At 33.4% G+C, this 25,989-nt stretch carries 29 protein-coding genes; 9 read left to right on the forward strand and 20 right to left on the reverse strand.

All coding sequences use genetic code 11. The features are described 5' to 3' along the window. Positions 1-22 precede the first annotated feature (22 nt). From GQR94_RS05810 to GQR94_RS05820, 3 genes are read left to right on the forward strand one after another with little or no spacing between them, the layout of a single operon-like run. A complete protein-coding gene (locus GQR94_RS05810; protein WP_158974591.1) occupies positions 23-586 on the forward strand; it encodes a DNA-3-methyladenine glycosylase I in 564 nt (187 codons plus the stop codon). Next, positions 576-1,151: a hypothetical protein gene (locus GQR94_RS05815; protein ID WP_158974592.1), complete on the forward strand. Its 576-nt coding sequence runs from the start codon at positions 576-578 to the stop codon at positions 1,149-1,151. Before GQR94_RS05810 ends, GQR94_RS05815 begins: the two co-directional genes overlap by 11 nt. Next, a complete protein-coding gene (locus GQR94_RS05820) occupies positions 1,138-1,821 on the forward strand; it encodes a DUF2490 domain-containing protein (protein ID WP_158974593.1) in 684 nt (227 codons plus the stop codon). Before GQR94_RS05815 ends, GQR94_RS05820 begins: the two co-directional genes overlap by 14 nt. A 22-nt stretch (positions 1,822-1,843) precedes the next feature. Here GQR94_RS05820 and GQR94_RS05825 read toward each other — a convergent pair whose 3' ends face one another. The 4 genes from GQR94_RS05825 to GQR94_RS05840 all read right to left on the reverse strand — a co-directional run bounded on the left by GQR94_RS05825 (position 1,844) and on the right by GQR94_RS05840 (position 4,520). After that, positions 1,844-2,449: a hypothetical protein gene (locus GQR94_RS05825; protein ID WP_158974594.1), complete on the reverse strand. Its 606-nt coding sequence runs from the start codon at positions 2,447-2,449 to the stop codon at positions 1,844-1,846. 55 nt (positions 2,450-2,504) lie between these two features. Continuing rightward, positions 2,505-3,134 carry a leucyl/phenylalanyl-tRNA--protein transferase gene (gene aat / locus GQR94_RS05830; protein WP_158974595.1) on the reverse strand — a complete coding sequence of 210 codons (630 nt, stop codon included), beginning with the start codon at positions 3,132-3,134 and terminating at the stop codon, positions 2,505-2,507. A gap of 123 nt (positions 3,135-3,257) precedes the next feature. Continuing rightward, entirely contained in the window at positions 3,258-3,641 is a 384-nt protein-coding gene (locus tag GQR94_RS05835) for a DUF3127 domain-containing protein (RefSeq protein ID WP_158974596.1), read from the reverse strand. A gap of 6 nt (positions 3,642-3,647) precedes the next feature. After that, positions 3,648-4,520 carry a flavin reductase family protein gene (locus GQR94_RS05840; protein ID WP_199271542.1) on the reverse strand — a complete coding sequence of 291 codons (873 nt, stop codon included), beginning with the start codon at positions 4,518-4,520 and terminating at the stop codon, positions 3,648-3,650. A gap of 124 nt (positions 4,521-4,644) precedes the next feature. Between GQR94_RS05840 and GQR94_RS05845 the strand changes: the two genes are divergently transcribed. Both GQR94_RS05845 and GQR94_RS05850 read left to right on the forward strand, forming a co-directional pair. Then, a complete protein-coding gene (locus GQR94_RS05845) occupies positions 4,645-5,793 on the forward strand; it encodes a PAS domain-containing sensor histidine kinase (protein WP_158974598.1) in 1,149 nt (382 codons plus the stop codon). A gap of 3 nt (positions 5,794-5,796) precedes the next feature. Next, the gene (locus tag GQR94_RS05850) at positions 5,797-6,144 is read left to right on the forward strand and encodes a hypothetical protein (RefSeq protein WP_158974599.1); all 348 of its coding nucleotides are present in this window, start codon (positions 5,797-5,799) and stop codon (positions 6,142-6,144) included. A 365-nt stretch (positions 6,145-6,509) separates the two neighbouring features. Here the strand turns inward: GQR94_RS05850 and GQR94_RS05855 are convergent, their stop codons facing one another. From GQR94_RS05855 to greA, 3 genes are all read right to left on the reverse strand, one after another. Then, positions 6,510-6,902, reverse strand: a complete 393-nt coding sequence (locus GQR94_RS05855) for an HIT family protein (RefSeq protein WP_158974600.1) — start codon at positions 6,900-6,902, stop codon at positions 6,510-6,512. A 13-nt stretch (positions 6,903-6,915) separates the two neighbouring features. Then, positions 6,916-7,350, reverse strand: a complete 435-nt coding sequence (locus GQR94_RS05860; RefSeq protein WP_158974601.1) for a BLUF domain-containing protein — start codon at positions 7,348-7,350, stop codon at positions 6,916-6,918. A gap of 74 nt (positions 7,351-7,424) precedes the next feature. Then, complete coding sequence (greA, locus tag GQR94_RS05865; protein WP_158974602.1) at positions 7,425-7,901, reverse strand: transcription elongation factor GreA; 477 nt, start codon at positions 7,899-7,901, stop codon at positions 7,425-7,427. A 111-nt stretch (positions 7,902-8,012) separates the two neighbouring features. On the opposite strand from greA, the gene GQR94_RS05870 reads away from it, so the two are divergent. Continuing rightward, positions 8,013-8,462, forward strand: a complete 450-nt coding sequence (locus GQR94_RS05870) for a hypothetical protein (RefSeq protein ID WP_158974603.1) — start codon at positions 8,013-8,015, stop codon at positions 8,460-8,462. Between the two features lie 10 nt (positions 8,463-8,472). Here GQR94_RS05870 and GQR94_RS05875 read toward each other — a convergent pair whose 3' ends face one another. Continuing rightward, positions 8,473-9,447, reverse strand: a complete 975-nt coding sequence (locus tag GQR94_RS05875; RefSeq protein WP_158974604.1) for a Gfo/Idh/MocA family protein — start codon at positions 9,445-9,447, stop codon at positions 8,473-8,475. An 88-nt stretch (positions 9,448-9,535) separates the two neighbouring features. Then, positions 9,536-11,692 (reverse strand): TonB-dependent receptor, encoded by a 2,157-nt coding sequence (locus tag GQR94_RS05880; RefSeq protein ID WP_158974605.1) that lies wholly within the window; start codon positions 11,690-11,692, stop codon positions 9,536-9,538. A gap of 406 nt (positions 11,693-12,098) precedes the next feature. Between GQR94_RS05880 and GQR94_RS05885 the strand changes: the two genes are divergently transcribed. Then, the gene (locus GQR94_RS05885) at positions 12,099-14,567 is read left to right on the forward strand and encodes an ATP-binding protein (protein ID WP_158974606.1); all 2,469 of its coding nucleotides are present in this window, start codon (positions 12,099-12,101) and stop codon (positions 14,565-14,567) included. Here the strand turns inward: GQR94_RS05885 and GQR94_RS05890 are convergent. From GQR94_RS05890 to GQR94_RS05935, 10 genes are all read right to left on the reverse strand, one after another. After that, entirely contained in the window at positions 14,542-15,894 is a 1,353-nt protein-coding gene (locus GQR94_RS05890) for a sigma-54 dependent transcriptional regulator (RefSeq protein WP_158974607.1), read from the reverse strand. The genes GQR94_RS05885 and GQR94_RS05890 overlap by 26 nt on opposite strands. A 148-nt stretch (positions 15,895-16,042) precedes the next feature. Next, positions 16,043-16,345, reverse strand: coding sequence for a hypothetical protein (locus GQR94_RS05895; protein WP_158974608.1), 303 nt, complete (start codon positions 16,343-16,345; stop codon positions 16,043-16,045). A gap of 357 nt (positions 16,346-16,702) precedes the next feature. Further along, a complete protein-coding gene (locus tag GQR94_RS05900; RefSeq protein ID WP_158974609.1) occupies positions 16,703-17,005 on the reverse strand; it encodes a hypothetical protein in 303 nt (100 codons plus the stop codon). Between the two features lie 359 nt (positions 17,006-17,364). Next, a complete protein-coding gene (locus tag GQR94_RS05905) occupies positions 17,365-17,667 on the reverse strand; it encodes a hypothetical protein (protein WP_158974610.1) in 303 nt (100 codons plus the stop codon). A gap of 552 nt (positions 17,668-18,219) precedes the next feature. Continuing rightward, a complete protein-coding gene (locus tag GQR94_RS05910; protein ID WP_158974611.1) occupies positions 18,220-18,525 on the reverse strand; it encodes a hypothetical protein in 306 nt (101 codons plus the stop codon). Positions 18,526-18,726: 201 nt separating this feature from the next. Continuing rightward, a complete protein-coding gene (locus tag GQR94_RS05915) occupies positions 18,727-20,274 on the reverse strand; it encodes a DUF4301 family protein (protein ID WP_158974612.1) in 1,548 nt (515 codons plus the stop codon). Further along, positions 20,271-20,834: an AAA family ATPase gene (locus GQR94_RS05920; RefSeq protein WP_158974613.1), complete on the reverse strand. Its 564-nt coding sequence runs from the start codon at positions 20,832-20,834 to the stop codon at positions 20,271-20,273. Before GQR94_RS05920 ends, GQR94_RS05915 begins: the two co-directional genes overlap by 4 nt. Beyond that, complete coding sequence (gene pnuC, locus GQR94_RS05925) at positions 20,798-21,427, reverse strand: nicotinamide riboside transporter PnuC (RefSeq protein WP_158974614.1); 630 nt, start codon at positions 21,425-21,427, stop codon at positions 20,798-20,800. The genes GQR94_RS05920 and pnuC overlap by 37 nt, the downstream gene beginning before the upstream one ends. Then, on the reverse strand, positions 21,411-21,671 hold the full coding sequence (locus GQR94_RS05930; RefSeq protein ID WP_158974615.1) for a hypothetical protein: 261 nt from the start codon (positions 21,669-21,671) through the stop codon (positions 21,411-21,413). The genes pnuC and GQR94_RS05930 overlap by 17 nt, the downstream gene beginning before the upstream one ends. 6 nt (positions 21,672-21,677) lie before the next feature. Further along, a complete protein-coding gene (locus tag GQR94_RS05935) occupies positions 21,678-22,310 on the reverse strand; it encodes a 4'-phosphopantetheinyl transferase superfamily protein (RefSeq protein ID WP_158974616.1) in 633 nt (210 codons plus the stop codon). A 77-nt stretch (positions 22,311-22,387) separates the two neighbouring features. Between GQR94_RS05935 and ahcY the strand changes: the two genes are divergently transcribed. Both ahcY and GQR94_RS05945 read left to right on the forward strand, forming a co-directional pair. Continuing rightward, complete coding sequence (gene ahcY / locus GQR94_RS05940; protein WP_158974617.1) at positions 22,388-23,704, forward strand: adenosylhomocysteinase; 1,317 nt, start codon at positions 22,388-22,390, stop codon at positions 23,702-23,704. Positions 23,705-23,786: 82 nt separating this feature from the next. After that, positions 23,787-24,893 carry an SDR family oxidoreductase gene (locus tag GQR94_RS05945; RefSeq protein WP_158974618.1) on the forward strand — a complete coding sequence of 369 codons (1,107 nt, stop codon included), beginning with the start codon at positions 23,787-23,789 and terminating at the stop codon, positions 24,891-24,893. A gap of 53 nt (positions 24,894-24,946) precedes the next feature. Here the strand turns inward: GQR94_RS05945 and GQR94_RS05950 are convergent, their stop codons facing one another. Next, a complete protein-coding gene (locus GQR94_RS05950) occupies positions 24,947-25,969 on the reverse strand; it encodes a phytase (RefSeq protein WP_158974619.1) in 1,023 nt (340 codons plus the stop codon). Positions 25,970-25,989: the final 20 nt, after the last annotated feature.

Below are 25,989 nucleotides of genomic sequence, written 5' to 3' on the forward strand. Positions count from 1 at the left end.
TTTTAATATAAATTAATTTTTGATGGAAAAAAAACGCTGCGGATGGTGTAAAGGAGATGATTTATATGAAGCTTATCATGATTTAGAATGGGGTGTACCTGTGAAAGATGATCATCAACTTTTTGAATTTTTAATTCTAGAAACCTTTCAGGCCGGCCTAAGTTGGATTACAATATTGCGAAAAAGAGAAAATTTCAGGAAAGCTTTTGATTTTTTCGATTATAAAAAAATCGCTAAATATGATGCTGGTAAAATTGAAGAGTTATTACAAAATGCCGGAATTATACGAAACAAGCTTAAAATCAATGCAACGATTTCCAATGCCATTGCATTTATGAAAATTCAGGAAGAATTTGGAAGCTTTAGCAAGTACATCTGGAAATTTGTTGACCACAAGCCTGTTAAAAATACTGTAGAAAATTATAAATTAGCACCGGCAAATACCCCTTTATCAGATACCATAAGCAAAGACTTAAAAAAAAGAGGGTTCAAATTTGTGGGTAGCACGGTAATATATGCTCAAATGCAAGCTACAGGAATGGTAAATGATCACGAAACAACATGTTTTAGATATAATGAAGTATAAAATTTTAATCCTAATTTTACTTTGCAGCTATAGTACGCTTATGGCCCAAGTAAAACACGAACGCGAATTTCGCATCAAGAAAAAAGACTTTCCAACGGAAAGCTACGATTTAATAAAAAGCAAAGTCTCTGATGCAAAAAAGCTGAAGTTCTATAAAGAAATAGACAGCTTAAAAATTAGTTACGAAGCCAAATTTAAGAAAGATAAACTTTGGTACAGTATTGAGTTTAATGAAGAAGGCACCTTAGAGGATATTGAAATTACCATTAAAGAAATTGATGTCCCTAATGAAACTTACGAAAGAATCCAGAACTACCTTGGCACCAATTTTACCTCTTTTAAAATAAAAAAAATACAGCAACAATATGTTACCGAAGACCCTGTAGAAAAAACTTTTAAAAATGCATTCCAAAATTTGATGTTGCCCTCTGTAAACTATGAATTAATCATTGACGCTAAAAAAGAGAAGAACTACGACCAATTTGAAATACTCTTTAACTCAGAAGGGAACTATCTAAGCATTAGAAAATCTCTACCTCCTAATTATGATCATGTCTTATATTAAATTAAGCCTTTTTCTAATTGCTTTTTTTATTTTAAAACCTCTTCTCGCTCAAAATAACTTTACAGGATATATTGAACCTCAAATAGCTGTGAATCATAAATTCTCTTCTATATACGGTACTAATTTTTCTGTAGGCAGTAGAACTTATTTCTATAAAGAGAAAGGGATTGAACTACAAACACGGCAGTTAGATTTTGCTCATTTTTCAGAATTAAAAGTATCCAGCAATCAGAGTATTGCTTTAGGAATTCAATACCGATTTAGGGCTCCTTTTGAAACTGAAAAAGAAAACGAATTACGAATTACAGAACAATACAATCACACATTTAAACCAAGTGCCATAAGGTATGGCCTTAGAACACGTATTGAACAGCGAATCGCACCGTCATTAACTACACACAGGTTTAGATTTAGATGTGCTGCAGACATGCCCTTGAAAGGTGAAAAACTTGATATCGGGGAGCCCTATTTTATTCTCTCTACGGAAAGTTTATTAAGTATTGCGAAAACAAAAAAACCGAGTTACGATCAACGCTTTTCCTCGCAGGTTGGCTACAAATTAAGTACTTTTACAAAATTACAAATAGGTCTAGAATACAGAATAGAAGATTACAATAAAGCCTTAGCCCACGTACTTTTTATAAATTCTGCATTTGTGATCACCCTATAAAATTCTAATCTATTTTATTTCACTAAAAATGCAATACTAAAATATCCTTCTTATCAGGATAGTTGCCTTTGAGTATTTCTAGTTTTTCTTTTGCCTCCTCACAGTGTAAAAAATCTATTTGACAAGAACGCACTAAAGCTTTAGTTAATTGATAATTGGCTTCATACTTTTCCGGAAATAATTCTTGAGCTTTTCTATATTGAAAAATAGCATTATTGAATTTGTTTTTATTGAACCATACATCGCCATCACTCTTATAAAAATCATACTGTTGCGACATTACATCGGCCTTCAGTTTTAAATTGTTCGATTTGATCGTATTTTCGTTTGCTAAGAATGCGGAAATTAGATAGGCGAAAAGCGTTAACAATGGCACCAAAATAGCAAGGGATAAAAGCAAATTTTTTCTTTTATCTTTATTACGGTTTTCGAGAACAAGCTTCCTTACGCTTCGAAGTTCTTCAGGGCTTAGTTTTTTTAGAGCGATAAAACCCCCAGCAGCCCTAGAGTACTCAATTTTTGTATTTGAAAATGTTCGTTTAGAGGAGAACCTGTTGGTTTTACGCAATAATTTGATATTATTACGATGCATTTGAGCCATTCCCGCGCCACTTCCACCACCAAACATAGTTTTGCTTTTCCTTATTGGTATCAAATACTACAGAAAAGTTACATTTTACCTGTTACAATAACTTAATAAAATCTTCTCTAGCAATTTCTTCTGCACCTAAACTCTCAAGGTGCTCCGTGTACACTTGGCAATCTATTAACTTATAATCTTTACGTGCTAACTCTTTTGCCAAACTGATAAAGGCGAATTTAGAGGCGTTACTCACTAGACTAAACATGCTTTCTCCACAAAAAATATGGCCTAAATCTATACCATACAATCCCCCTACTAAAGTATCATTTTCCCAAACTTCATAGGATTGCGCTATGCCTTTTTTGTGAAGTTCCAAATAGGCTTCTTTCATGTTCTCGGTAATCCAAGTACCGTCTTGATCCTTTCTATTTACCATAGAACAATACTCAAGAACTGTTTTAAAATCAACATTTTTGGTAAGTGTAAACTGATTATCTCTAATCACCTTACGCATACTTTTAGACACCTTAACTTTCTCTGGGAACAATACCATTCTAGGATCAGGACTCCACCATAGAATTAAGGAATCCTCATTAAACCAAGGGAAAATGCCACTTTTATAAGCCAGTAATAAGCGTTCCGGAGAAAGGTCTCCCCCAGCCGCAAGCAAACCTTCATAATTAGCTTCTGAAACATCGGGAAAGTTTAACTCCTCAGAAAGAAAAATCATGGGCTTATAAATTAATTTTTTATTCAACTATTTTTTAACCTTAAAATACATCAAACTAAATAAAAACAAAAGACCTATTTAGTAAAAAACTAAACAGGTCTTCCGTACTCTTTATTTATAAATTTAAAAAGGTAAATCGTCGTGATCTTCTTCATTTAAATCATCTGCTGGCTGAAAAGAATCCATCGGTGGTGCTGGAGGAATTCCTGCACTTGAATTTGATGCCGCTGGTTGAGAACTTTCAATTCTCCAACCCTGAATAGAGTTAAAGTATTTAGTTTCTCCTTGTGGATTAACCCATTCTCTACCACGTAAATTAATTCCAATTTTTATAGGTTGTCCAACACTTACGCTGTTCAATAAGTCACACTTATCTTGAACAAACTCTACCATAATATGTTGCGGATATTGCTCTTCTGTAGTAACGACAATCTCTCTTTTTCTAAATCCGTTATTTCCAAAGGTTTGAGTTTCCCCAACCATTTTCACTTTTCCTTCTACTTCCATTTTCTCTTAATTTGATAATAATACTTTCCAAGCGGAAAGTACGTCATTTTTATGTAAATATTCCTGTGCTTTACTATGAATTAATTTTTTATCATCTGCACTTATGATCACTCGTAGTTCCACGTTTGATGCCAAAAACTCTTGAACTTCTTTTTCTGTGGGTATTTCTTCAACGTTCCCTAACCTACCCAAATCATTTCCTGTTAACACAGTACTAGAACGTATTTCTACAGGTATTGCATCAACACCTATTCCTAGCGAAGATAATGGTTTAGGCACTTCAAACAAACCTTCGTTAGCTCTGCTATACCAATTACCACCCATTCTAGCAACTAAATCTATTTTTCGTTGATCTATAGCTCCATTTTCATCTAAAATTGCCTTGTCTATATGTACTTTAACTACTTCGGAAAAGATTAAATTTCCTGCGCCACCATTTTCACCTAATGCCTCAACTTTAATGACTTTACACTCAAATTGTACAGGAGATTCGGCAACCCTAAAGGGTTTAATTATATCCGAAGGTAGCATGCTCAATCCTGCTTTTTTAAATTCATTTTCTCCAGCTGGATACTCCGTACTAGAAAGCGACATTTGCTGTACAATATCAAAATTAACAACATTAATTACCACTTCTTTAGTCTGCAAACAGTTTTCTAATGTATGCTTTGTGGTATTATCACGAACCCTACGTGCAGGAGAAAAAATTAAAATTGGCGGATTTGCACTAAATACATTAAAAAAACTGAAAGGTGCTAGATTAGGCTTTCCATTTTCATCCATTGTACTTGCAAAAGCAATAGGCCTAGGACCTACAGCCCCCAACAAATAGCCATGTAATTTTGCCGTTGTTACCTCATCTGGTTGTATGGAAATCATTTCTCGCATCGTCCTGCAAAAATACATAAATTAAGGTCAAATATGAAAATAACAACTTATCAAATAGATAGAATAACTTTTGACATTTTACGTTATATTGTAAGCACTATAAGCATTTGTTTGAATGAACTTCAACCCTGAAAAGAAAACTATTACTATAATTCTACAAATAACCTCTTTTGTTATTGTGAGTCTTATACTTTGGAACACGAATAGTTTTTTCAAAAAATTTAAAGAGGAAGAACGCAATAAGGTAGAAATTTGGGCCAGCGCCTTAGTAGAATTACAATCCTTACCTGCTGATGCAGATCCAGGAAATCTACCCTTGAAAATATTTCAAAACAACACCACGACTCCCATGATTTTAATGAACAGGGATGGCGCCATTAAAGTAAGCAATATGCCTAAAGAAATTGCGGCAGACACAGCATTGATTCAGAAAAAAATAGCAAAATTTGAAGGAGAAAACAGTCCAATAAAAATAGACTACAAAGGTGAGGAACTTGCAACTTTATATTATGGTAATTCAGATGTATTAAATAAATTAAAATATTATCCCATTGCCTTGCTGTTAATCATCTTTCTTTTTGGTGCCGTAATCTATTTCTTTTTTAAAACGAATAAATCATCAGAACAGAATAAACTTTGGGCAGGTATGGCTAAAGAAACTGCGCACCAAATAGGAACGCCATTAACCTCTCTCCTAGGCTGGAATGAACTTTTAAAAGCAGAAAACATAAATCCGAGTATCACGGAAGAGATTGAAAAAGACATCTCTAGACTAGAAACTATTACAGAGCGATTTTCTAAAATAGGCTCCTTGCCAATTTTAGCAGAACACGATATTGTTACAGAAACCAAAAATGCATTTGATTATCTAAAATTAAGAAGTTCTAAATTAATCCATTTTTCATTTAGCAGCAAAGCAGAAAATCTTCCCGTACTTTTAAATAAATCATTATTTCAATGGACGATTGAAAATTTGGTTAAAAACGGGATTGATGCCATGCGAGGAAAAGGCAGCATTAGTGTTGAAATTTTAAAAGAAGGAAATAATGCCGTAATTTTGGTCTCTGATACAGGTCACGGAATTTTAAAGAAAGATTTTAATACCATATTCAATCCCGGATTCACCTCTAAAAAAAGAGGTTGGGGCTTAGGCTTATCACTTGTCAAACGTATCGTGGAAGAATATCACCAGGGAAAAATAAAAGTACTCACCTCAAGTAAAGAAGGAACAATAATGAAAATTACTTTTAAATTAAATTCGTAAGCAATGGCAGAGATAAAATTAGAAGTTATTAAAGAAGCTGATCTGACCAATAATTGTCCAGAATGCTTTAACCAAGGTTTAAAATTATCCTTTTTTCAAAAACATTCTTACGGTAAATTAATTCATAAAACGACGAATGAAATTACTTCTGAACTGGAATGTAAAAAGTGTGGAACCAAAATTTACCCAGTTGGGTGGACTCCTGATATAGAACGTGTTTTTGAATACTACCAAAAAATGGCGGTACCACAAAAGAAGTCTTTAAAGTTTACCACGTTGTTTTATATTTTAATATTGGTGCTTATTACACTTGTAGGCATCGGGGTATATATCCTTTTAAATAGCAATTAACGGTTTTATAAAGCACATTCAGAGTTGAATTCACATCTGGGTTATGAAAATCTATAGCCAGTACTCCATTTGAAAATAACATTTTTGAAATTGATCTTTTAATTGATTAAAATGCCAATTTAAGGAAAGGAGCAACAGTACTGGTTGAGTCAAGCAATACGGTGATCATGAACATTCTAAAATTCACTTTAGAACTTAAAGAAACAAATACAAATCAACACTATTACCCTTCTTCAGGTATTCATATTACGATTCTATCAATGATTTCGTATTATGAAAAATCTTATTTAAGCAAAAGACAGCTCAACTAGATCCATTCTTAAAAATTATTGCGATTTTGACTTGGGAAATTTTGAGGTAAGTAATTAAACTAATTCTGCTTTTATTTTTTCGGCAATTGCTCTAAACTCGTCATCAGAAAATTTTACTTTATGCTGAAAAGTAGCATCCTTCATTTCATTTAAAGGGATTAAATGAACGTGTACATGTGGTACTTCTAAACCAATAACGGTCATCCCAACCCGCTTACAATCTATAGCACGCTCGAGGGCCTGACCAATTTTTTTAGAAAAAGCCATTAACCCCATATAGGTAGCATCATCTAAATCCATTATCTTGTTTACTTCTTTTTTAGGAATACATAAGGTATGCCCTTTTGCATTAGGGTTGATATCTAAAAAAGCAAAAAACTCATCATTTTCAGCTATTTTATAAGAAGGGATTTCTCCATTGATAATCTTTGTAAATATACTAGCCACGGTATTGTCTGATTTAAATAATTGTTGGGTTAATTATTAGATTATTAATCCCCCTCCAAAACATTTTTAACGTAGTGGTTGGTTTTTCAATAAACTCGGAAAGTAAAAGAAGATTATTTGCGTAGCTCTTAACCTCAGTGTCTTGTCCTGAATTTGCACTTATATCTGTGAATGCCATATTCCAATCTGGAAAAAAACGTTGGTCTTTCTCACCTTCATAAAGCACTTGAATATTTGAATGTCTATTGTCTTCTGCTATTTTGGAAAATACCTTCTTAACAAGCACTTCATTTCCTTCCAAAATTTGGATAAAATGGTTGTTGTAAAAAACTAAACAGCCTGTAATGTCATGCTCTTCATTGGTCCGTATTGCGGTATCGCGTATTGCTAAGATATCCTCTTTTGATAGCTCTAAGCCTGCAACAGATTTATACGATAATTCAAACATTACTCCTAATACTTATATTAATTTACACTGTTTTTGAAAACTAAATTCATTTCAAGATATTAAATAATCACCAATTAAGACCTAGTAATTTCTAATATTTCAAGTTTCAATACACCATTGGGAATTGTAATCTCTGCAGATTCTCCTACTTTTTTACCCAATAAACCTTTTCCAATTGGCGAATTTACAGATATTTTACCGGTCTTTAAATCAGCTTCACTTTCAGCAACTAAAGTATACTTCATCTCCATACCATTATTCTGGTTTTTCAACTTTACCGTTGATAAAACAAGAACCTTGGAGGTGTCTAATTGAGACTCATCTATTAAACGTGCATTGGAATATATTTCTTCCAATTTCGAAATTCGAAGTTCCAACAAACCTTGCGCCTCTTTTGCAGCATCATATTCCGCGTTTTCAGATAAATCACCTTTATCTCGAGCCTCTGCTATATCCCTTGATGCCTTCGGACGTTCTATATCTTTAAGCTGATTAAGTTCGTCTCTCAACTTTTTTAATCCTTCTGGTGTATAATATGATTTGTTACTCATAACTAAGCGTTTTATAAAATAAGAAAATCCTCTTTTTTATAGAGGATTTAAGACAAATATACATTTTTTTTGTTCAACTTTGTTTCTGTATTCTTAAAATACAAATATGTTATGCAAAGAATTTTAGCATTTTTTTTATTGATATTACTATTTGCTTGTGACACGGATACCTCCGATAGAAATCCCTATTTACAAGAGATAGGATTTAGATTTGACATTAACACTAATTTACCATTATATAGCGATTTAACGAATGAAGGTAGCGCGATATATATTGGTAATTCTCAAGCAGGAACAAGAGGTATTTTTGTAATTAAAACCTTATCTGCCTTTGCTGGCTACAGAGCATTTGAAGCTAGTTGTCCTAACCATACGCCAAATAATTGCTCTACGATGACCTTAGATACCAGTAGAAATTCAGTTACATGCGAGTGTGACGACTACAACTACAGCTTGTTTACCGGTCAATTATTAACCAACCTAGGCGAAGACCAAAAATTTTACAACATGTTAGAATATCGTGTGAGTGTTGGTAGTGGCGTTATATCGGTTACGAATTAATAATAACAACTTATTTTAATACCTGACTCATCACCCAACTGGTGTGCAAAGCGGTTTCACCTGTTGATGGATGCGGGATACCGTCCATCAAATCTAACTTTAGATTTTGAACATGGTAGTGCTGTATGTGCTTCGGGTTTTCTATAAATAGCTTATCAATACCTTTAGCATTCTCTAAAACAACCGCCTCTTCTTTAAATATCGAAAAACCTATTTTCCCTTTTGAACCTATTATTTCTACGCTATCTTCTCTTGCAAAAGCACCAAAATTCCAACTTCCAGTACCTGTAATACCATTTTCATGAACCCAAGTGGCAGTGATTGCATCCTTAGCAGAATATAAGCCTTGTTGATTAAGACTCATTCCTAAAACCTCTTTAAAGTCACCCAGCAAATAGGCGAACAAGTCTAAACCATGACTCGCCAAATCATCAAAATAACCGCCAGGAGCAATTTTAGCATCGGTGCGCCAATTATAGTCTTGACTTAAATCGATAGCATTTGCGGGTTTAGAGAAACTCCAGTTTATATGACGAACTTCTCCTATTTTATCTTCTTTTAACCACTTTTCAACTTGCAGAAAACGAGGCAATGAGCGCCTGTAGTACGCTACAAATAGTGGAACATGTTTCGCTTTAAATGCATTTACTATTGCTAGCCCGTCTTCATAACTCGGCGCTAAAGGTTTTTCTATACAGCAAGGCTTACCTGCTTTGGCCACCATTAACCCATATAATTTATGGCTATCCGGTGGTGTTGCGATATAAATAGCATCTGTTTCTGGATTATTGATGATGTTATCTGCCTCACTATAAAAATGAGGCACCCCATGTCTTTTTGCGTAGTCTTCTGCTTTTTGCAAGTCTCTGCGCATTACGGCATCTAAACTAAAGCCAGAAGTTGATTGATATGGCGGACCGCTTTTTACTTCGGTTACTGCTCCACAACCAATTATTCCCCATCGCAATTTCTGAACGCGCTCCATATTTTAAAATTTTAGTCTAAAATAAGAAATAAAAAAAGGGATTTCTAAAAAAGAAATCCCCCTTAATATCATTACAATTATGTAATCTTTAAAAATTTAAGGTTGCCCCTACTAAGAAATTTGTTCCTGCTTGTGGGTAGTAACCTTGAACTTCAAATGACGAAACTTCATCCCAAGAATTCAAATAGGTATAGCCATTCGACTCATATTTTTCATTAAAAATATTATTTACTAAAGCAGAAAAAACAATAGATTTAAAAAAGGAATTTAATTGAATTTCATACATAGCATTTAGATCATTAGTAAAATAATCATTCAATTTAGAAGCTTCCGTATCTGTATTACTTAAATATTGTTCTCCTACATATTTAGAAAATATTGAAAATTGCAAATTCTCTTTAGGCTTAAATGTCAGTATATTTCCCGCAATGACTGAAGGAGAAAACGCAATATTTGTATCCCCTAAATTTGTTATTAAATTATCTCTATCCAAAATAAAATCATTTATTTTATTTCTACTCACAGCTATATTTGGACGTACTGTCAATTTATTATTTATTTTCACTGCCAAATCTAACTCTAATCCCATCCTATAGCTCTCAGGAACATTTGCTCTTAAATAATCACCTACATCATCAATATCTCCTGTCAAGACCAATTGATCTTTATACCCCATGTAATAAACATTGGTATTCAATTGCAGTGTATTAGAAACATAACGCCAACCCAACTCAAAATCATTAAGTTTTTCTGGCTTAGGATCCCCACTCTCATAATCATTTCTATTAGGCTCCCTATTGGCTACTGCATAGGAGAAATAAAAATTATTATTAAGATTCAAATCAAAAGTAATCCCCGCTTTAGGATTGAAGAAATTAAAGGTATCATCGACTATTCCTGTTTTATCACCATTTGCTTGATACCCTACTGTTCTATATTGTAAATCTCCAAAAAGACTCCAATGATCATTTAGGTTATAATTTAGTTTAGAAAAAATATTAAAGTCGGTCTTTGTAGAATTATCATCATAATACCGATCTCTGATGTTGCTAGTACTTGCATACCTTGCCCAAATAACTTCTCCAAAATGATCTCCGTTATATTTATTCCAGCCGCCACCAAGAATTAAATCTACTTTTTCTTTTCTGTAGTTAGCAGAAAAAACAGTCCCATAAAAATCATTATCTAGCCAGCGTCTGCGAATTACATCTGTACTATTTACTTCTTCCTCGTCTACATTAATTGGCGTAAAACCATAGGTATTAAAATCATCATCTTCCTTAAATTGCTCAAAATAACCACGCCCCTTGGTATAGTGTAATGCAAGGTTTGTTTTCCAATTCTCATTTAAAGTTTCATTCCATAACAACTGCGCATGATTCTGCTTATAATTATCCTCTTCTCTGTCATAAAATTGAGTAGCACCATTTTCGTCAGTATAAATTCCAGAAAAATTAAATGTACGGTCATCCCTAAGAGTTGCGGCATCAATGCCATTCCATGATTGATATGTAACTTCATGACCCCCAAAAAGTATCGCTTTTATCAAGGTATTATCATCTTTATAAGCCGCTTGTAAAAAGTAAGATTCTAGGTCTGATGTAGCTCTATCAATATATCCATCTGAATTAATCTGAGACAGTCTTCCTGAAATTTCTATCTGATCATTTAATAGACCTGTACTAAATTTCAATGTATTTCTCAGGGTTTTAAAGCTCCCTATCGAAGAAGAGATTTGCGCATACGCATCTTGAGAAACAGCATCTGTAAGTACATTTAAGCTTGCTCCAAAAGCTCCTGCCCCATTCGTAGAAGAACCGACACCACGTTGTAATTGTAAACTCTCTGTAGAAGATGCAAAATCTGGCATGTTCACCCAAAAAGTACCGTGAGACTCTGAATCGTTGTAAGGAATTCCGTTAATAGTGACATTTACGCGAGTGGCATCACTACCACGAACGCGAATACCAGTATACCCAACACCCGCACCAGCATCTGAAGTGGTCACTACGGAAGGTAAAAAGTTCATTAAAATTGGAATATCTTGCCCTAAATTCCTTGGCTTTATTTGCTCTTTGGTTAAGTTTGAAAAGGTAACTGGAGTTGCTTTCGTTACTCGTATTGCAGATACAAAAACCTCATCTAAAACCACCTTATTCCCTTCTAAGGAATCTGTTGCTTGCTGCTGTGCATTTGTTGTGATTGCAAAACATAAAATTGAGACTACTGTGAAAATAATTTTCATTCGTATTATTTAAGTGACGAATAAAAGGGGCAATTACTCTTTTTGTTAGTTGATTTATTTGGAATTTATGCATGCTATAAGCATGATTAAATTCCGCAAATAGTCCTAATGGCGATTTACGCTTCCCTTGGCAGCATTACCCGCCCAGGTTCATTGGGTATAATCTCAGCTACGTTCTAAAAATTGATTTTAGAATTTTGCACCCCTTTGAGATACGGCAAAGATAGTGTCGTATTTCTTAATTACCTTCTAAATAACACAAAAAATAATAGACTCCTGCTACGAAAGCACAAGACACCTCGAGAAATAACCACAACTAACCTTACATTTGTTAGTAATTAATTAACACCTCAAAGACCATCATTTTTTTAAAAAAGCACGTAATTACAGTAGGCCATTTACAGCGATGAAAAAAACTAAATCTAAAAATAAATTCACCTTCAGAATCGTACTCAGTTATCTGATCTTAGTAGGCTTAGCCGTAATTTCTGGAATTTTTATTCTTTCAGAGATTAAAAGCTACCTAGCAACGGATACCTCTGGTGAAAATGATGTGAAACTGATAAAAACAGGCTCATTACTTACACAGCTATACGAAGCTGAAAGCTTATCAAAACTAGCATTACAAAACAAGACCAAAGAAAATTTTACCGCTTATGCCAAAAAAATTGATGTAGTTTCTGCAGAAATAGATTCACTCAAAGAGGTCATTAACAATGATTATCAGGTTAAACTTTTAGATAGCGTTCAGAATTTATTGAAGTTAAAAACCTACAATAATGAAGAATTAAGGCGCCTTAAACTTAAAAGCGAAGCCAATAGTTCTCTAGATGTAGCCCTAGCCAAGTTTAATACCATGGAACTTTCTTTAGGGAAAATTACCCCAAAGAGTATCGCTCCGAATATTGATGAACTATCTCCTAAGGCAAAAAGCGTTATTGAAAAACTTACGGTGATCTTAAATGATAATGCTCCAAAAGAAAATCATAGTCCAGAAAAAATAGACTCTATCATAAATGCTTCAAGAAGTCTATTAAATGAAGCCAAAGAAAAAGATGCTTTAACGCAACGAGCTTTGGCCCAAAAAGAGCGGGAAATAAACAAAAATGATTTAGATCTATCGCAACAATTAAGGAGTATTATTAGTGCCTTTGAACAAGAGATAATTGCCACCACCCGAACTGACAACTCAAAAAAGCAAGAAATTTTAAAGCGTAGCACGCGTTTAGCAAGTGTTGCCGCTATACTTGCTTTTCTTACCGTTGGAATTTTTACATTTTTAATCACTAGAGATTATTGGCGGGTACAAACCTATCGTCAGAATTTAGAAGAAGAAAAGAAGTTTTCTGAGTCCCTTCTTAAAAGTAGAGAGCAATTAATTTCTACCGTAAGTCATGATTTAAGAACCCCTTTAAATACCATTACTGGTTATTCTGAATTAATGGAGAACACAGGTTTATCCGGCAAGCAAGTAGGTTATTTGAAAAATGTAAAATCCGCTGCCAAATATGTGGACAATCTAGTAAATGACTTATTAGATTTCTCTAAGCTAGAGGCGGGAAAACTTAAGATAGTAAATATCCCATTTTTACTACCTGATTTAATCCAGGAAACCGCACAAAATTTAGAGGAACTTTATAAAAATAAACCCATAGAGCTGCAAGTTGTTATTGACAAAAAGTTGCACCAAACATTAATTGGAGACCCTTTTAGGATCCGCCAAATATTAACCAATTTAATTAGCAATGCCTATAAATTTACGCAGGAAGGCTTTATTAAAGTTGTTGCCACAGTAACTATTGAAAACACTTCCCTGTATAAAACAAGAATCCAAGTTATAGATAGCGGTATTGGCATTGAAAAAGAAAAGCAAGAACATATTTTTAAAGAATTTACACAGGCTGATGATAGTACAGAAAAAAAATACGGCGGCTACGGATTAGGCTTAACTATTTCTAAAAAATTAACAGAACTTCTTCAAGGGACAATCAACTTAAAAAGTGATAAAAATCAAGGAAGTACTTTTACATTTACGATTCCTTTAAAGCTATCAGATACTCAAATTGCGGCAACAGAAAAAAAAGAAATCAATTTTAAAGAAAATAAAATAACGCTGTTAATTATTGATGATGATATAGCCATGCGTAAACTACTGCAAGAAGTTTGCGAAAATTCCAATATTAAAACCATTTCATATGCTGACTTTAATGCCATTGGCACAAAAGAAAAAATTAGCTATAATGCGGTACTTACCGACATACAAATGCCTACTATAAATGGCTTTGAAGTTTTAAAGAAACTTAAAAGTGGTGCTTATCAACATTATACCAATCAGCCTGTTCTTGCCATGACCGGTAGAACGGATTTAGAAACTTCTGCATATATCGCTGCAGGATTTACTACAATCCTACAGAAACCTTTTGCTAAAGATCAGTTTCTAGAACGTTTAGCTCATCTATTCCCTGAAATAACCACACAGGAAGACACCCAGCATACAGCTAGCTTTGAGAGCCACTCAACATTGTTCAGCTTAAAAACAATTACCTCTTTTTTAGATGATTCTAATGATGGCTTAAAAGATTTAATTGACACCTTTTTAAGAGACACTGTAGATAATCTGGAAATCTTGAGCAAAGCAGTTGCTACAAAAGATAGTGCAAGCTTAAATGCCACATCTCATAAAATGCTCGCTATGTTCCGGCAGTTAGAAGTTAATGATTCTATTGCAATCCTTGAAACCTTCGAGAATTTAAAAGCGGACGATCTCAGCGACAAAGAACTTAAAGCCAAATACCAACAGTTAAAAAATAACATCACAGCGCTAACTTTAGCATTGAAAGCGAATAAAACTATAAATCCAGATTATACTGATTGATCTTATTATACAATGTCTTACGCGTTACTTTCAATAATTTTGCTGCTTTGGATTTATTGAAATTAGTTTCTTTTAAAGCTCTTATAATTTGATCTTTTTCATAAGCATCTTTAGAGAAATTTTCCGTTTCCACCTTTTTATTTGCTTCAAAAAGCTCCTTAGGTAACACTGCTGTCTGTATAATATCTCCAGTAGTAAGCAATACAGAGCGTTTGATAATATTTTGTAATTCTCTTAAATTTCCAGGCCAATGATATGCTTTAAATACGGCGGTAGTCTCATCTGAAAAACCCAATACACGTTTATCAAGAGACTTGTTTGCTTTATCTAAGAAAAAATCTGCGAACAAAGGCAAATCTTCAAAGCGTTCTTGCAACGAAGGTGTTTCAATAGAAAATTCATTAATCCTGTGATATAAGTCCTCCCTAAAGGTTCCTTTCTCAACCGCTTCGACCAAATCTTCATTTGTAGCCGTTATCACACGCACATCAACAGAGACTTCTTTTGTACTACCAACTCGCTTGATTTTACGTTCCTGAAGTGCCCTTAAAAGTTGTATTTGATTTTCATAAGATAAATTCCCGATTTCATCTAAAAAAAGTGTCCCTCCATTTGCTGCCTGAAAATGACCAATTTTATCTTCAATGGCACCAGTAAAGCTACCTTTAACATGCCCAAAAAACTCACTTGTAGCTATTTCTTTAGGAATTGCACCACAATCTACGGCTACAAAATTAAAGTCCCTTCTTTTACTAGCATCGTGAATAGATTTAGCGGTTACTTCCTTTCCTGTACCACTTTCTCCCGTAATAAGAATAGACATATCGGTTGGCGCCACCAATTTTATATATTCATGCAATTTCTTAGAAGCATCACTAATGCCTTTAATACCATTACTTGTAGTCACTGCTGCTTTATCTTCAGTTTGTTTTGTTGTTGATTCTGTTACTGCTTCTACCTGATTTGGTTTTTGATTTAATGCATTTTCAACAAGCATTACCATTTCCTCTGGGGTAAATGGTTTAGAAATATAATCAAAAGCACCTTTTTTCATAGCATTAACTGCCGTAGATACTTCGGCATAGCTCGTCATTACAAGAACAGGAATTTTAGAATTAATCGCTTTAATATCCGACAGCAACTCTATACCATCATAATTAGGCAAGCGCAAATCTGTAATCACCATATCAAAATCTCCCGCTTTAAATTTTTTCTTGGCATCTTCTGCAGTAAAACTTGCTTCTGCATCATAGCCTTTCTTTTCTAGAAAGCGTTGTAACATTTGACAAAAAGCGGCATCATCTTCAATTATTAAAATTCTAGGCATAAATTAAATGTTGTAGTCATATATACTTACGTCAAATATACCCTATTAAGACTGATGAATTATTTTAAAATTATCTTAAAAAAGAAAGGGACTGTGTAAAACACAGCCCCTTTCAACCAAACTAACTTGATACAAATCTATTCTTGGATTACATTTCTATCCAATTGCCATTTTCATCAGCGTAAAGTGTACCTGAAGTACCGCCCTCTAATGAAACTTCTATTTTATATTGTTGCTGATCATTCACATAAGCTTTATCAATCGTTGCAGATGGATAATTAGTAGCCACTGCTGTTGCAACCGCTTCTGGTAATTCTGACATTTCAATTTCTGAAAAACCATCTTGTGTTGCTGATACAATTACTGTTTCTTCTACTACAGTCTCACTAGGTTGTGCCATTGCTGTTAAACCTACGAATGCAAATGCTGATGCTAAAATTAATTTTTTCATAATATCTATATTTTAATGTGTTATTAATTATTAAACTTATTACTTCTATTGAAAATATAATGCCGAAAGATAAAAACGGTACGTTTTTAAAACAACTAACTTATAATGAGGTATTTACGTGTGATACGGAAAAAAGTAAAATGTGTATTACTGGGTAACAAGAAGGCATACTGAGTAATTTATACACAAGGCAATAGCTTATTTGTGCCCTTTTAATTAGTTAATGTACTTATGGGTTTTAGCTAAAAAAATAAACAGATCAAAAGTAAATCCATTACGATTTTAAACAGAAAAAAGGGACTGTATAAAATACAATCCCTTTTTACCAGACTAACTTAATGTAACTCAATCGCTCGATTACATTTCAATCCAATTCCCATTTTCATCAGCATAAAGCGTACCTGAAGTACCGTCTTCTAATGAAACTTCTAATTTATATTGTTTTTGATCATTTACATGTGCTTTATCAATCGTTGCAGATGGATAGTTTGAAGTTACTGCTGTTGTAACAGCTTCTGGTAATTCTGACATTTCAATTTCTGAAAAGCCGTCTTGTGTTGCTGATACAATTACTGTTTCTTCTACTGCAGTCTCACTAGGTTGTGCCATTGCTGTTAAACCTACAAATGCAAATGCTGATGCTAAAATTAATTTTTTCATAATATCTATATTTTAAAGTGTTATTAATTATTAAACTTATTACTCCTATTGAAAATATAATGCCGAAAGATGAAAACAATACATTTTTAAAATAACTAACTCATAATTAGGTGTTTACGTTTGACACGAAAAAAGTAAAATGTGTATTACTGGGTAATAATAGGATACACTGAGTAATTTCTATACAAGAAAATACGCTATCTAGTGGCATAACTATTTCGGCACAACTACAAGATCTTAGCTATTAAAGATTTCAAACTGCCGGAAGAAAAACTATTCCTGCTTTAAACAAAAAAAAGGGACTGTATAAAATACAATCCCTTTTTCCCTGACTAACTTAATGTAACTCAATTGCTTGACTACATTTCAATCCAATTACCGTTTTCATCAGCATAAAGCGTACCTGAAGTACCGTCTTCTAATGAAACTTCTAATTTATATTGTTTTTGATCATTTACATGTGCTTTATCAATTGTTGCAGATGGGTAGTTTGTAGTTACCGCTGTTGCAACTGCTTCTGGCAATTCTGACATTTCAATTTCTGAAAAACCATCTTGTGTTGCTGATATAATTACTGTTTCTTCTACTGCAGTCTCACTAGGTTGTGCCATTGCTGTTAAACCTACAAATGCAAATGCTGATGCTAAAATTAATTTTTTCATAATATCTATATTTTAAAGTGTTATTAATTATTAAACTTATTACTTCTATTGAAAATATAATGCCGAGAAATAAAAACAGTATGTTTTTAACGTAACTAACTTATAATAAGATATTTACATATATTTCTAAAGAAAGTGAAATGTGTATTACTGGGTAATAATAGGATACACTGAGTAATTTCTATACAAATTTCATTCTCATACAACCTAACTTATTTTTTAGGTGAACGATTAGGATTGTACCATAGAACAATTAAACGCAGAAACCTGTACTGAGACCTAGCCTAGTTTTTAACCAATAAAAAAGGAGTTGCCCCCGCAACTCCTTTTTTTTAAAACAAACTAACTAACATTATTGACTAATAAAATTTTACATCTCTAAGCAATTTATACTCGTGCAACCTAGATTATTCTTTAGATGAAATCCTAAAAATATTTAAGAGCAGAGCCTTTCACTGAGACTTAGAGTGATTTTTTAATCCCTAAAAAAGGAGTTACCCCCGTAACTCCTTTTTTAAACCAAACTAACTAACTTTACTGACTAATAAAATTTTACATATCTAACCAATTCCCTTCGGCATCGGCATATAATTCCATATTTTCTCCAGCCTCACTAGCTACTATTAATTTGTACTCTGACTCTTCATTTACAAAAGCTTTAGATATCGTAGCACCTGGATAATTTTTCGCTAAAGCCACAGTAATTTCCTCTGGCAAAGCTTCTATTTTTATTTCTGAAAAATCTTGAGCAAATATTCCTTCCATAATTCCATCATGAAAAATAGGAGTAGTTTCTGTTGCTGTTATTGTTCCTAAACTTCCTATAGCTAATGCTGTGGCAAATACTAACTGTTTCATATATCGTGTAATTAAATTCTACATTCGTTTTTAAACTCGATTACTATATAGAAAGAATAGTGCCAAAGCCACTAAAAATAAAAAACCCTTGTAAATCACTGATTTACAAGGGTTTTTATATTATTAAAAACATACATTGTGTATATTTATGTATCTTTTGCCATATTTATGTATAAAAGATACACACTTTTCTTATGTAATCTAAAGTTTAACCTGATGTGATTTCTTAAATAAATCGTTCACTGTTTTTACAGGATTAAATGTCACTAAGGGTACTTCTACAAAAATAGTATTCCAAAAAGCCATTGCTCCATTCCATAAACCAGGAAGCTCTAATGCTTTTAATTCTTTACCATCTTTTGTTTTATCTGTAATAAAACCTTGCTTTACATCTACAAAGTTGATTAAGTTAAATTTTTCTCCTTTAAAGTTCTTTACTCCACAAACTAAATCTACTGGATTAAAATGCGTAGAATTTTTTAAGATATTCATTTGATTTGTGTTCGAAGCATCTATTTGAGCAGACTCTATAATTTGAAGCGAAGTATTCCCTTTTGCTCCTTTAATCCAAAATGGACCTCCTCCTGGCTCCCCTTCATTTTTCACCATTCCACAAATTCGGATTGGTCTATTAATTTTATCAATAAGGATTTCTATTTGCTCAGCGATGGTATAGCTATCAAAATTATCAGAAAACCTAGCATTCAAATCCTTCTCTAAAAATAATTTAATTTCCATCATTAAATCAAAATCTAAACTAGAAGTATTTTCAAGCTCTTTCGCATATCTAAAAGCTTTTTTCTGAAGTTCAATTAACAATCCGCCTAATACTTTTTTACTATCTGCTACTTCCTCTATATTTCTTGAAGGCACTACATTATCAATATTCTTTATAAATATGATATCTGCATTTTGTTCATTTAAGTTCTCAATAAGCGCTCCATGCCCTCCAGGTCTAAATAACATAGCGCCATTTTTTTCTCGAAAAATAGCATTATCCATAGTAACCGCAATGGTATCTGTTTGTGGTTTTTGGAAAGAATAGGTTACATTAAAAGATGCATTTGTTTCCGCAGAAACACGTTCTTTAATTGCATCAAACTCTGCGTTAAACATTTTTCCATGCTGTTCAGAAATGGTAAAATGCAAATTTGCCTCTCCATTTGCACTAGCATATAACGCCGCTTCTTTTAAATGCTCTTCAAAAGGCGTGGCAGCATAATCACCATAATTATGAAATGGCAATAACCCTTTAGGATAAAAACCATAATTTAAACCATCCTCACTAAGCATTTCATTCACAAAAAGAAATAACTCTTCGCCTTTAGTGCTGTGCTTTCCTTTTATCCTTAATTGAATAATCTCATAAAATGGAAGGTGAATTAATTCAGCAGCAAACTTCTGTATATCCTTATCTCCCGTTCTCGTAATATAAGCGTCCAATGTTTCTTCTTGCGGATTGTATTTATCCAAGAAATTAAAAAATGCTTTAAACATACGCGATGCTGCTCCTGATGCAGGAACAAATTTCAATAGTGATTTACTATTTCTTGCTGCTTCAAAAATTTCAATAAGCTTATTTTCATCTTCATTTGAGAACTTTAATATTCCCCCATCTACCACTGCAGCTTTTTCTAACTTTACAAATGGGATCCCTTCTTTAAAAGTCTCTATTTGCTTTAAAACCTTTTCGGCTGTTATCCCTTTAGAAACTAGTTGTTGTTTATCTTGGTCTGAAAATGCTATCATTGGTCTAGTAGTGTATTTATATGTTCAATTGCTGTTTTTAATCTTGTTGCTTTATCTCCTTTCAGTATAATATATTTGCGATGATAACGATCAAGGGTATCTTTAAAATACTGAAACATTTTCTCTCGTTCAAAAGGCTTATCCCTTAAATCATCTCCTTCCCACGGCACATCAATATAAGTCAAAAAATACAAATCATATGTATTTTCAAGCGCATATTTATCTAAAGCGGGATCACAATGGCCAATATAATAAGCCTCCGAATATACTTTGGTTTCCAGTAAATCAGTATCGCAAATCAAAACTTTATTAGCTTTTTTGGCAAGTTTATTTTCCAATTTCATTTGCCCCTCTGCAATGGGCAACAAATCTTTTGGTTCACATGTTTTTTTTTCCTCGTTCCATTTATCCTGTAAATATTCTCTTGCATATTCTGGCACCCAAACCGAGTTATAATAACGCGCTAGTTGCCCAGACAAGGTTGTTTTACCTGTAGATTCAGGTCCGAATAAAACTATTTTTATTAGGTCTGAAGGCTCTTGTTTAAAGTTTTTTTCCATGCAGCATATCCAAAAATTGCAATAAATGTAAATATAAGGTACTGTAGACTTGTGAATGTAAAGCCCTTGTAAAAATATAGGGGAACCGAGATGATATCTCCGATGATCCAATATAACCAATTTTCGACTTTCCGTTTTGCCATCAACCACATTCCAACAAAAAAGATGGCTGTAGTTACAGTATCAACATATGCCGTCCAACTCGTCCATTTATCAAAAATTTGATACACAACAAAAACGAAAACAATGGTAGAAAAAAAGATTACAGCAGATATTTTATGCTCTTTTCGCGTTGTTTTTGATATGGGCGTTGTATGCTCTTCATCTACCTTTCGCGTCCAAACATACCAACCATAGACACTCATGATAAAATAATAAACATTAATCATCATATCTCCTAATAGCCCCCAAATAACTAATAAGTATACAAATATTGCAGTACTTATCATCCCTGTTGGGTAGACTAAAATGTTATTTTGTTTTGAGAACAATACAGATAATAACCCAAATAATACGGCTACAATCTCTAGAACGATATGATGTGTTTCATAGCGCGCGTATTGCTCAAAGAAAAAATTAAAAATGGGGTTCATAATCGCTTCGGTCAGATTTAACGATTTTCATAAACAACACGCCATTATCCATAAGCTCAAAAGCTTCTTTAATTTCATTCTGAAGTAATGACATTACTACATCATACTCCCCATACACCTGAGTGCTTAAGGGATTCTCTAATACGGTTAAACCAGATGCTCTTAATTTTTGTATAAATTGAATGATAATAGGTTCAAAAGTATCTTGTAAAGGTGATAATGTAAGTTCTACGGAAATGTTCATTTTATATTATAGTTTTACAGAATACACACAGGTGTACCCCTCAAATTCTAAAAAGTCTACGGAATAGGATGAGTTTTTACCTTGATAGGTAATTTCAGCAATGGATTCTCCTTCCTGAAATGTAAATTCTTTAACATCAATATGCTGCAAAAAGCTTAATCCTTTTTCAGAATAGATTTTATATAGCGCTTCTTTTGCTCCCCAAACAATAGTTAATTTCCGGATAATTGCTTCGTCATTTGCTAGTGTCCTGTATTCTTCCGGTTGTGTAAACTTATGGGCAATTTTCATGATTTTCTCTCGCTGCAATTCAATATCAATACCAACCTCATCTGTATGTGCTACGATAATTCCTGTAAAATCATGCGAATGAGTTATTGAAATATGGTTGCCATCTTTAAGATGTGGTTTTCCATTTGCATCATAATATAGGTCATGATCCACATAACCCGCTTTGGCTAATAAATGCCGAATACTTAAAAAGCCTTTTCTATGTGCCTCAGATTTCATGCCTTCAAACCTATTTGCACAGACATCTGTAAGCACAATTCCTTTAGCAAGTTCATCCTCAGACTCTGTTACTTTCCAGATAAAAACTGTAATGCTAGGTGTTACCGTAATTGTTTTGTAAAGAGGCATTGCTTTTAGTACCTTTGCAATCACTAAATTTTTAGTGATAAAATTGCTATTTAACGAAAGTAAAAATAAAAAAGGATATGAGCACTAAAACTGTTTCTTATATACCTAACAAGGTAAAAGATATTACGCTAGCAGACTGGGGTAGAAAAGAGATTAACTTGGCAGAAGCTGAAATGCCAGGATTAATGTCATTAAGAGAAGAATATAAGGATGAGCAACCTTTAAAAGGTGCTCGTATTGCTGGTTGTTTGCATATGACTATTCAAACAGCAGTTCTAATAGAAACTTTAGTAGCCCTTGGTGCTGAAGTAACTTGGAGTTCTTGCAATATTTTCTCAACACAAGATCAAGCTGCTGCTGCTATTGCTGCTGCAGGAGTTCCTGTTTATGCTTGGAAAGGTATGAATGAAGAAGAATTTGATTGGTGTATTGAACAAACCTTATTTTTCGGAGAAGACCGCAAGCCATTAAACATGATTTTAGATGATGGTGGTGATTTAACAAATATGGTATTAGATAGATATCCTGAACTTGCAAAAGACATTAAAGGTTTATCTGAAGAAACTACAACTGGTGTTCACAGACTTTATGAAAGAGTTAAAAATGGTACGCTTCCAATGCCTGCTATTAATGTAAACGATTCTGTTACCAAATCTAAATTTGATAACAAATACGGTTGTCGTGAAAGTGCTGTTGATGCTATTAGAAGAGCAACAGATACTATGCTTGCTGGAAAAAGAGTTGTTGTTTGTGGTTATGGTGATGTTGGTAAAGGTACTGCTGCTTCTTTTAAAGGTGCAGGTTCTATAGTTACTGTTACTGAAATTGATCCAATCTGTGCACTACAAGCTGCAATGGATGGTTTTGAAGTAAAAAAATTAGAAACAGTTGTAGGCAATGCTGATATTGTTATTACAACTACAGGAAATAAAGACATTATCCGTTCTGAACATTTCCTTGCAATGAAAGACAAGGTTATTGTTTGTAATATTGGCCATTTTGATAATGAAATTGACATGGCTTGGTTGAATGGTAACTACGGTCATACAAAAGATGAAATTAAACCACAAGTTGACAAGTATACTATTGATGGTACTGATATTGTTTTATTAGCAGAAGGACGTTTGGTAAATTTAGGTTGCGCAACAGGGCATCCTAGTTTTGTAATGAGTAACTCATTCACCAACCAAACACTTGCTCAAATAGAACTTTGGAACTACAATGACAAATACAAAAACGATGTATACATGCTACCTAAGCATTTAGATGAAAAAGTAGCTGCATTACACCTTGCTCGTTTAGGAGTAGAACTTACAGAATTAAAGCCCGATCAAGCATCTTATATTGGTGTTAAAGTAGAAGGTCCTTTTAAACCTGAGTACTACAGATACTAAAAACAATGAACTACTGAAATCAAAATCCTTATTTTTTTATGAAATAAGGATTTTGATTTTTTAAGCTTATACTAACAACCAAATGAACATACTTTTAACTGGAGCAACTGGAACTTTAGGTTCTAGGGTGCTATTTTCACTTATAGAACAACGCTTTGACACCCTTGAGCGTATTTATCTTCCTGTTCGAAAAAGAGCCACTATATCTGCTGAAAATCGCATAAAAAATGTAATTTCAAGTGAATATGCCCCAGAATTCATTAAAAAGAATAAGGCTGAAATACTCAATAAAGTAAGCGTTATTGATGCTAGTGAATTACTTAATCCAACCTCTTTTCTAGGTACTAAAAATCACATTGATTACTTTATTCATTCTGCAGGCTTTGTAAATTTATCTACGGACCCAAATGCAAAACAAGAAATATTTAAAGAAAACTTACAGTTCACAAAAGATATCTTTTATGCTTATCACAAGCACATTACCAAATTTGTTTATATCAGCACTGCTTTTGCAGCAGGCAATATAGGCGGACTATTAAAAAATGATTATTCTCTTTTAGAGGGTAAAAATTACCGCAACCATTATGAAGCTTCTAAACATGCTTCAGAGAAATTTTTAATAGAAGCCGGGAAAGAAAAAAATATTCCAATTCAGATATTAAGACCAAGTGTTCTTGGGGGCAACATCTTAGAAAGCCCTAATTACTTTATCTCTAAGTATATGGTTTTTTATCTTTTTGCCAAATTTTTCAATAACAATACTTCTGATGACGCCGTGCGTATTACCACCACAGCAACTACAGGATTAAACATTATCCCTACAGACTATGCGGCGCAAGTTATTGCCAAGGTTATTTCTACAGATATTGAACAATTGAATATTGTACACTCCAAAGAAACCAATATGATGAAAGGGATTACTAAAATATTAGAGGCCGTTGAGTACACCAATTTCTCCTTTACAGATGAACTCATTAACACCTCTACTGGTTTTGCTTCCAAATTAGAAGCGTTCTATTATGAAACTATTGGCGTGCATTTACACCCCTACATGACTTCAAAACCTAATGAATGGGATACCACACTTTTAGAAAGCATCTTGCCTATCCCAGAATACAACCTTGAAGATTATTTATCGGAAACGGTAACTTTTGCAAAAAATAAAAAATTTAGAAACCAGAAATGGTAAATCAAAAACGGCTAACTATTAAAAACTAGCCGCTTTTGATTATTGACTTTTTATTATTTCTCAAGTCCTAGCTTGGCTAAATCATAGAAGAAAAAATCTTTCTCGTCATTCATAGCTACAAATAATCCGTTTTTAAATGTTGCATTTAAAGGGACCGTGACTACATCACAACCATCAGTTTCTAGAGTTGCTAAATTTATTGCTTTTATAAATTCGTTTGTTTTTCTAGAAAATATATTGAACTGCCCTTTTTGCTGGTCAGACACTATAATATAACCTGTTCCATCCTCATAACGCGCAATTGCAATGCCTTCAATATCTTCCTGAAAAAGCTCACCTCCAAAACAACTAATCTCTTCATTTCCCATAGTGGGTTCTGCATGATACTTACGCACACCATGTTGCTCATCAGAATAGTACACAAAACCCAATTCTGAATCTACTGCAATGGCCTCAATTTCTTTTTTACCGCTAAATTTTCCAAACTTTCTAATTAAAGTTGACTTAACCACTCCTGTAGTATCAGCGCTTATTTTATACTGATACAAATAACCTACTTCTGGTCCAGATTTACGCCCTACTATAGCATAGAACGTACTATCCTGCGGAGAAACGTATAAACTAATCCCCATTGGAAATGTAAATTCTGGATGCACTTCATCTTCAAACACCTTAAATCCGCCATTATCCAAAGGTTTCATATCTGGGACAGAATACATTCTAATTTGATTTTTCTCCCGTTCCGTAAACAAAATAACATCTGTCTTTGTAGAATCGTATATTTTAAAACCATATGCCAGATCAACATTATTAGGTCTTTGAATGTTTCTTATAGTCTTATTTTCTATAATTCTCCCTTCTAAATCAAAGGCATAAATAGCACCATTCGTTTCTTTATCCGTACCAAAAACAATACTTTTTGATGCATCTTCAGGATTTACCCAGATTGCAGGGTCATCCGTATCATTCAAAGTTTTTTCTGTTTTAATATCTGGAGAGATCGCTGGTAACTTATCCGATTTGCAAGAAGTTAAAAACAAGAAAGGCAATACACTATATACTAGTAATTTTTTCATCTTAATATTTTTATAAATTA

Source organism: Cellulophaga sp. L1A9 (assembly GCF_009797025.1).
In the GTDB taxonomy this organism is placed as follows: domain Bacteria; phylum Bacteroidota; class Bacteroidia; order Flavobacteriales; family Flavobacteriaceae; genus Cellulophaga.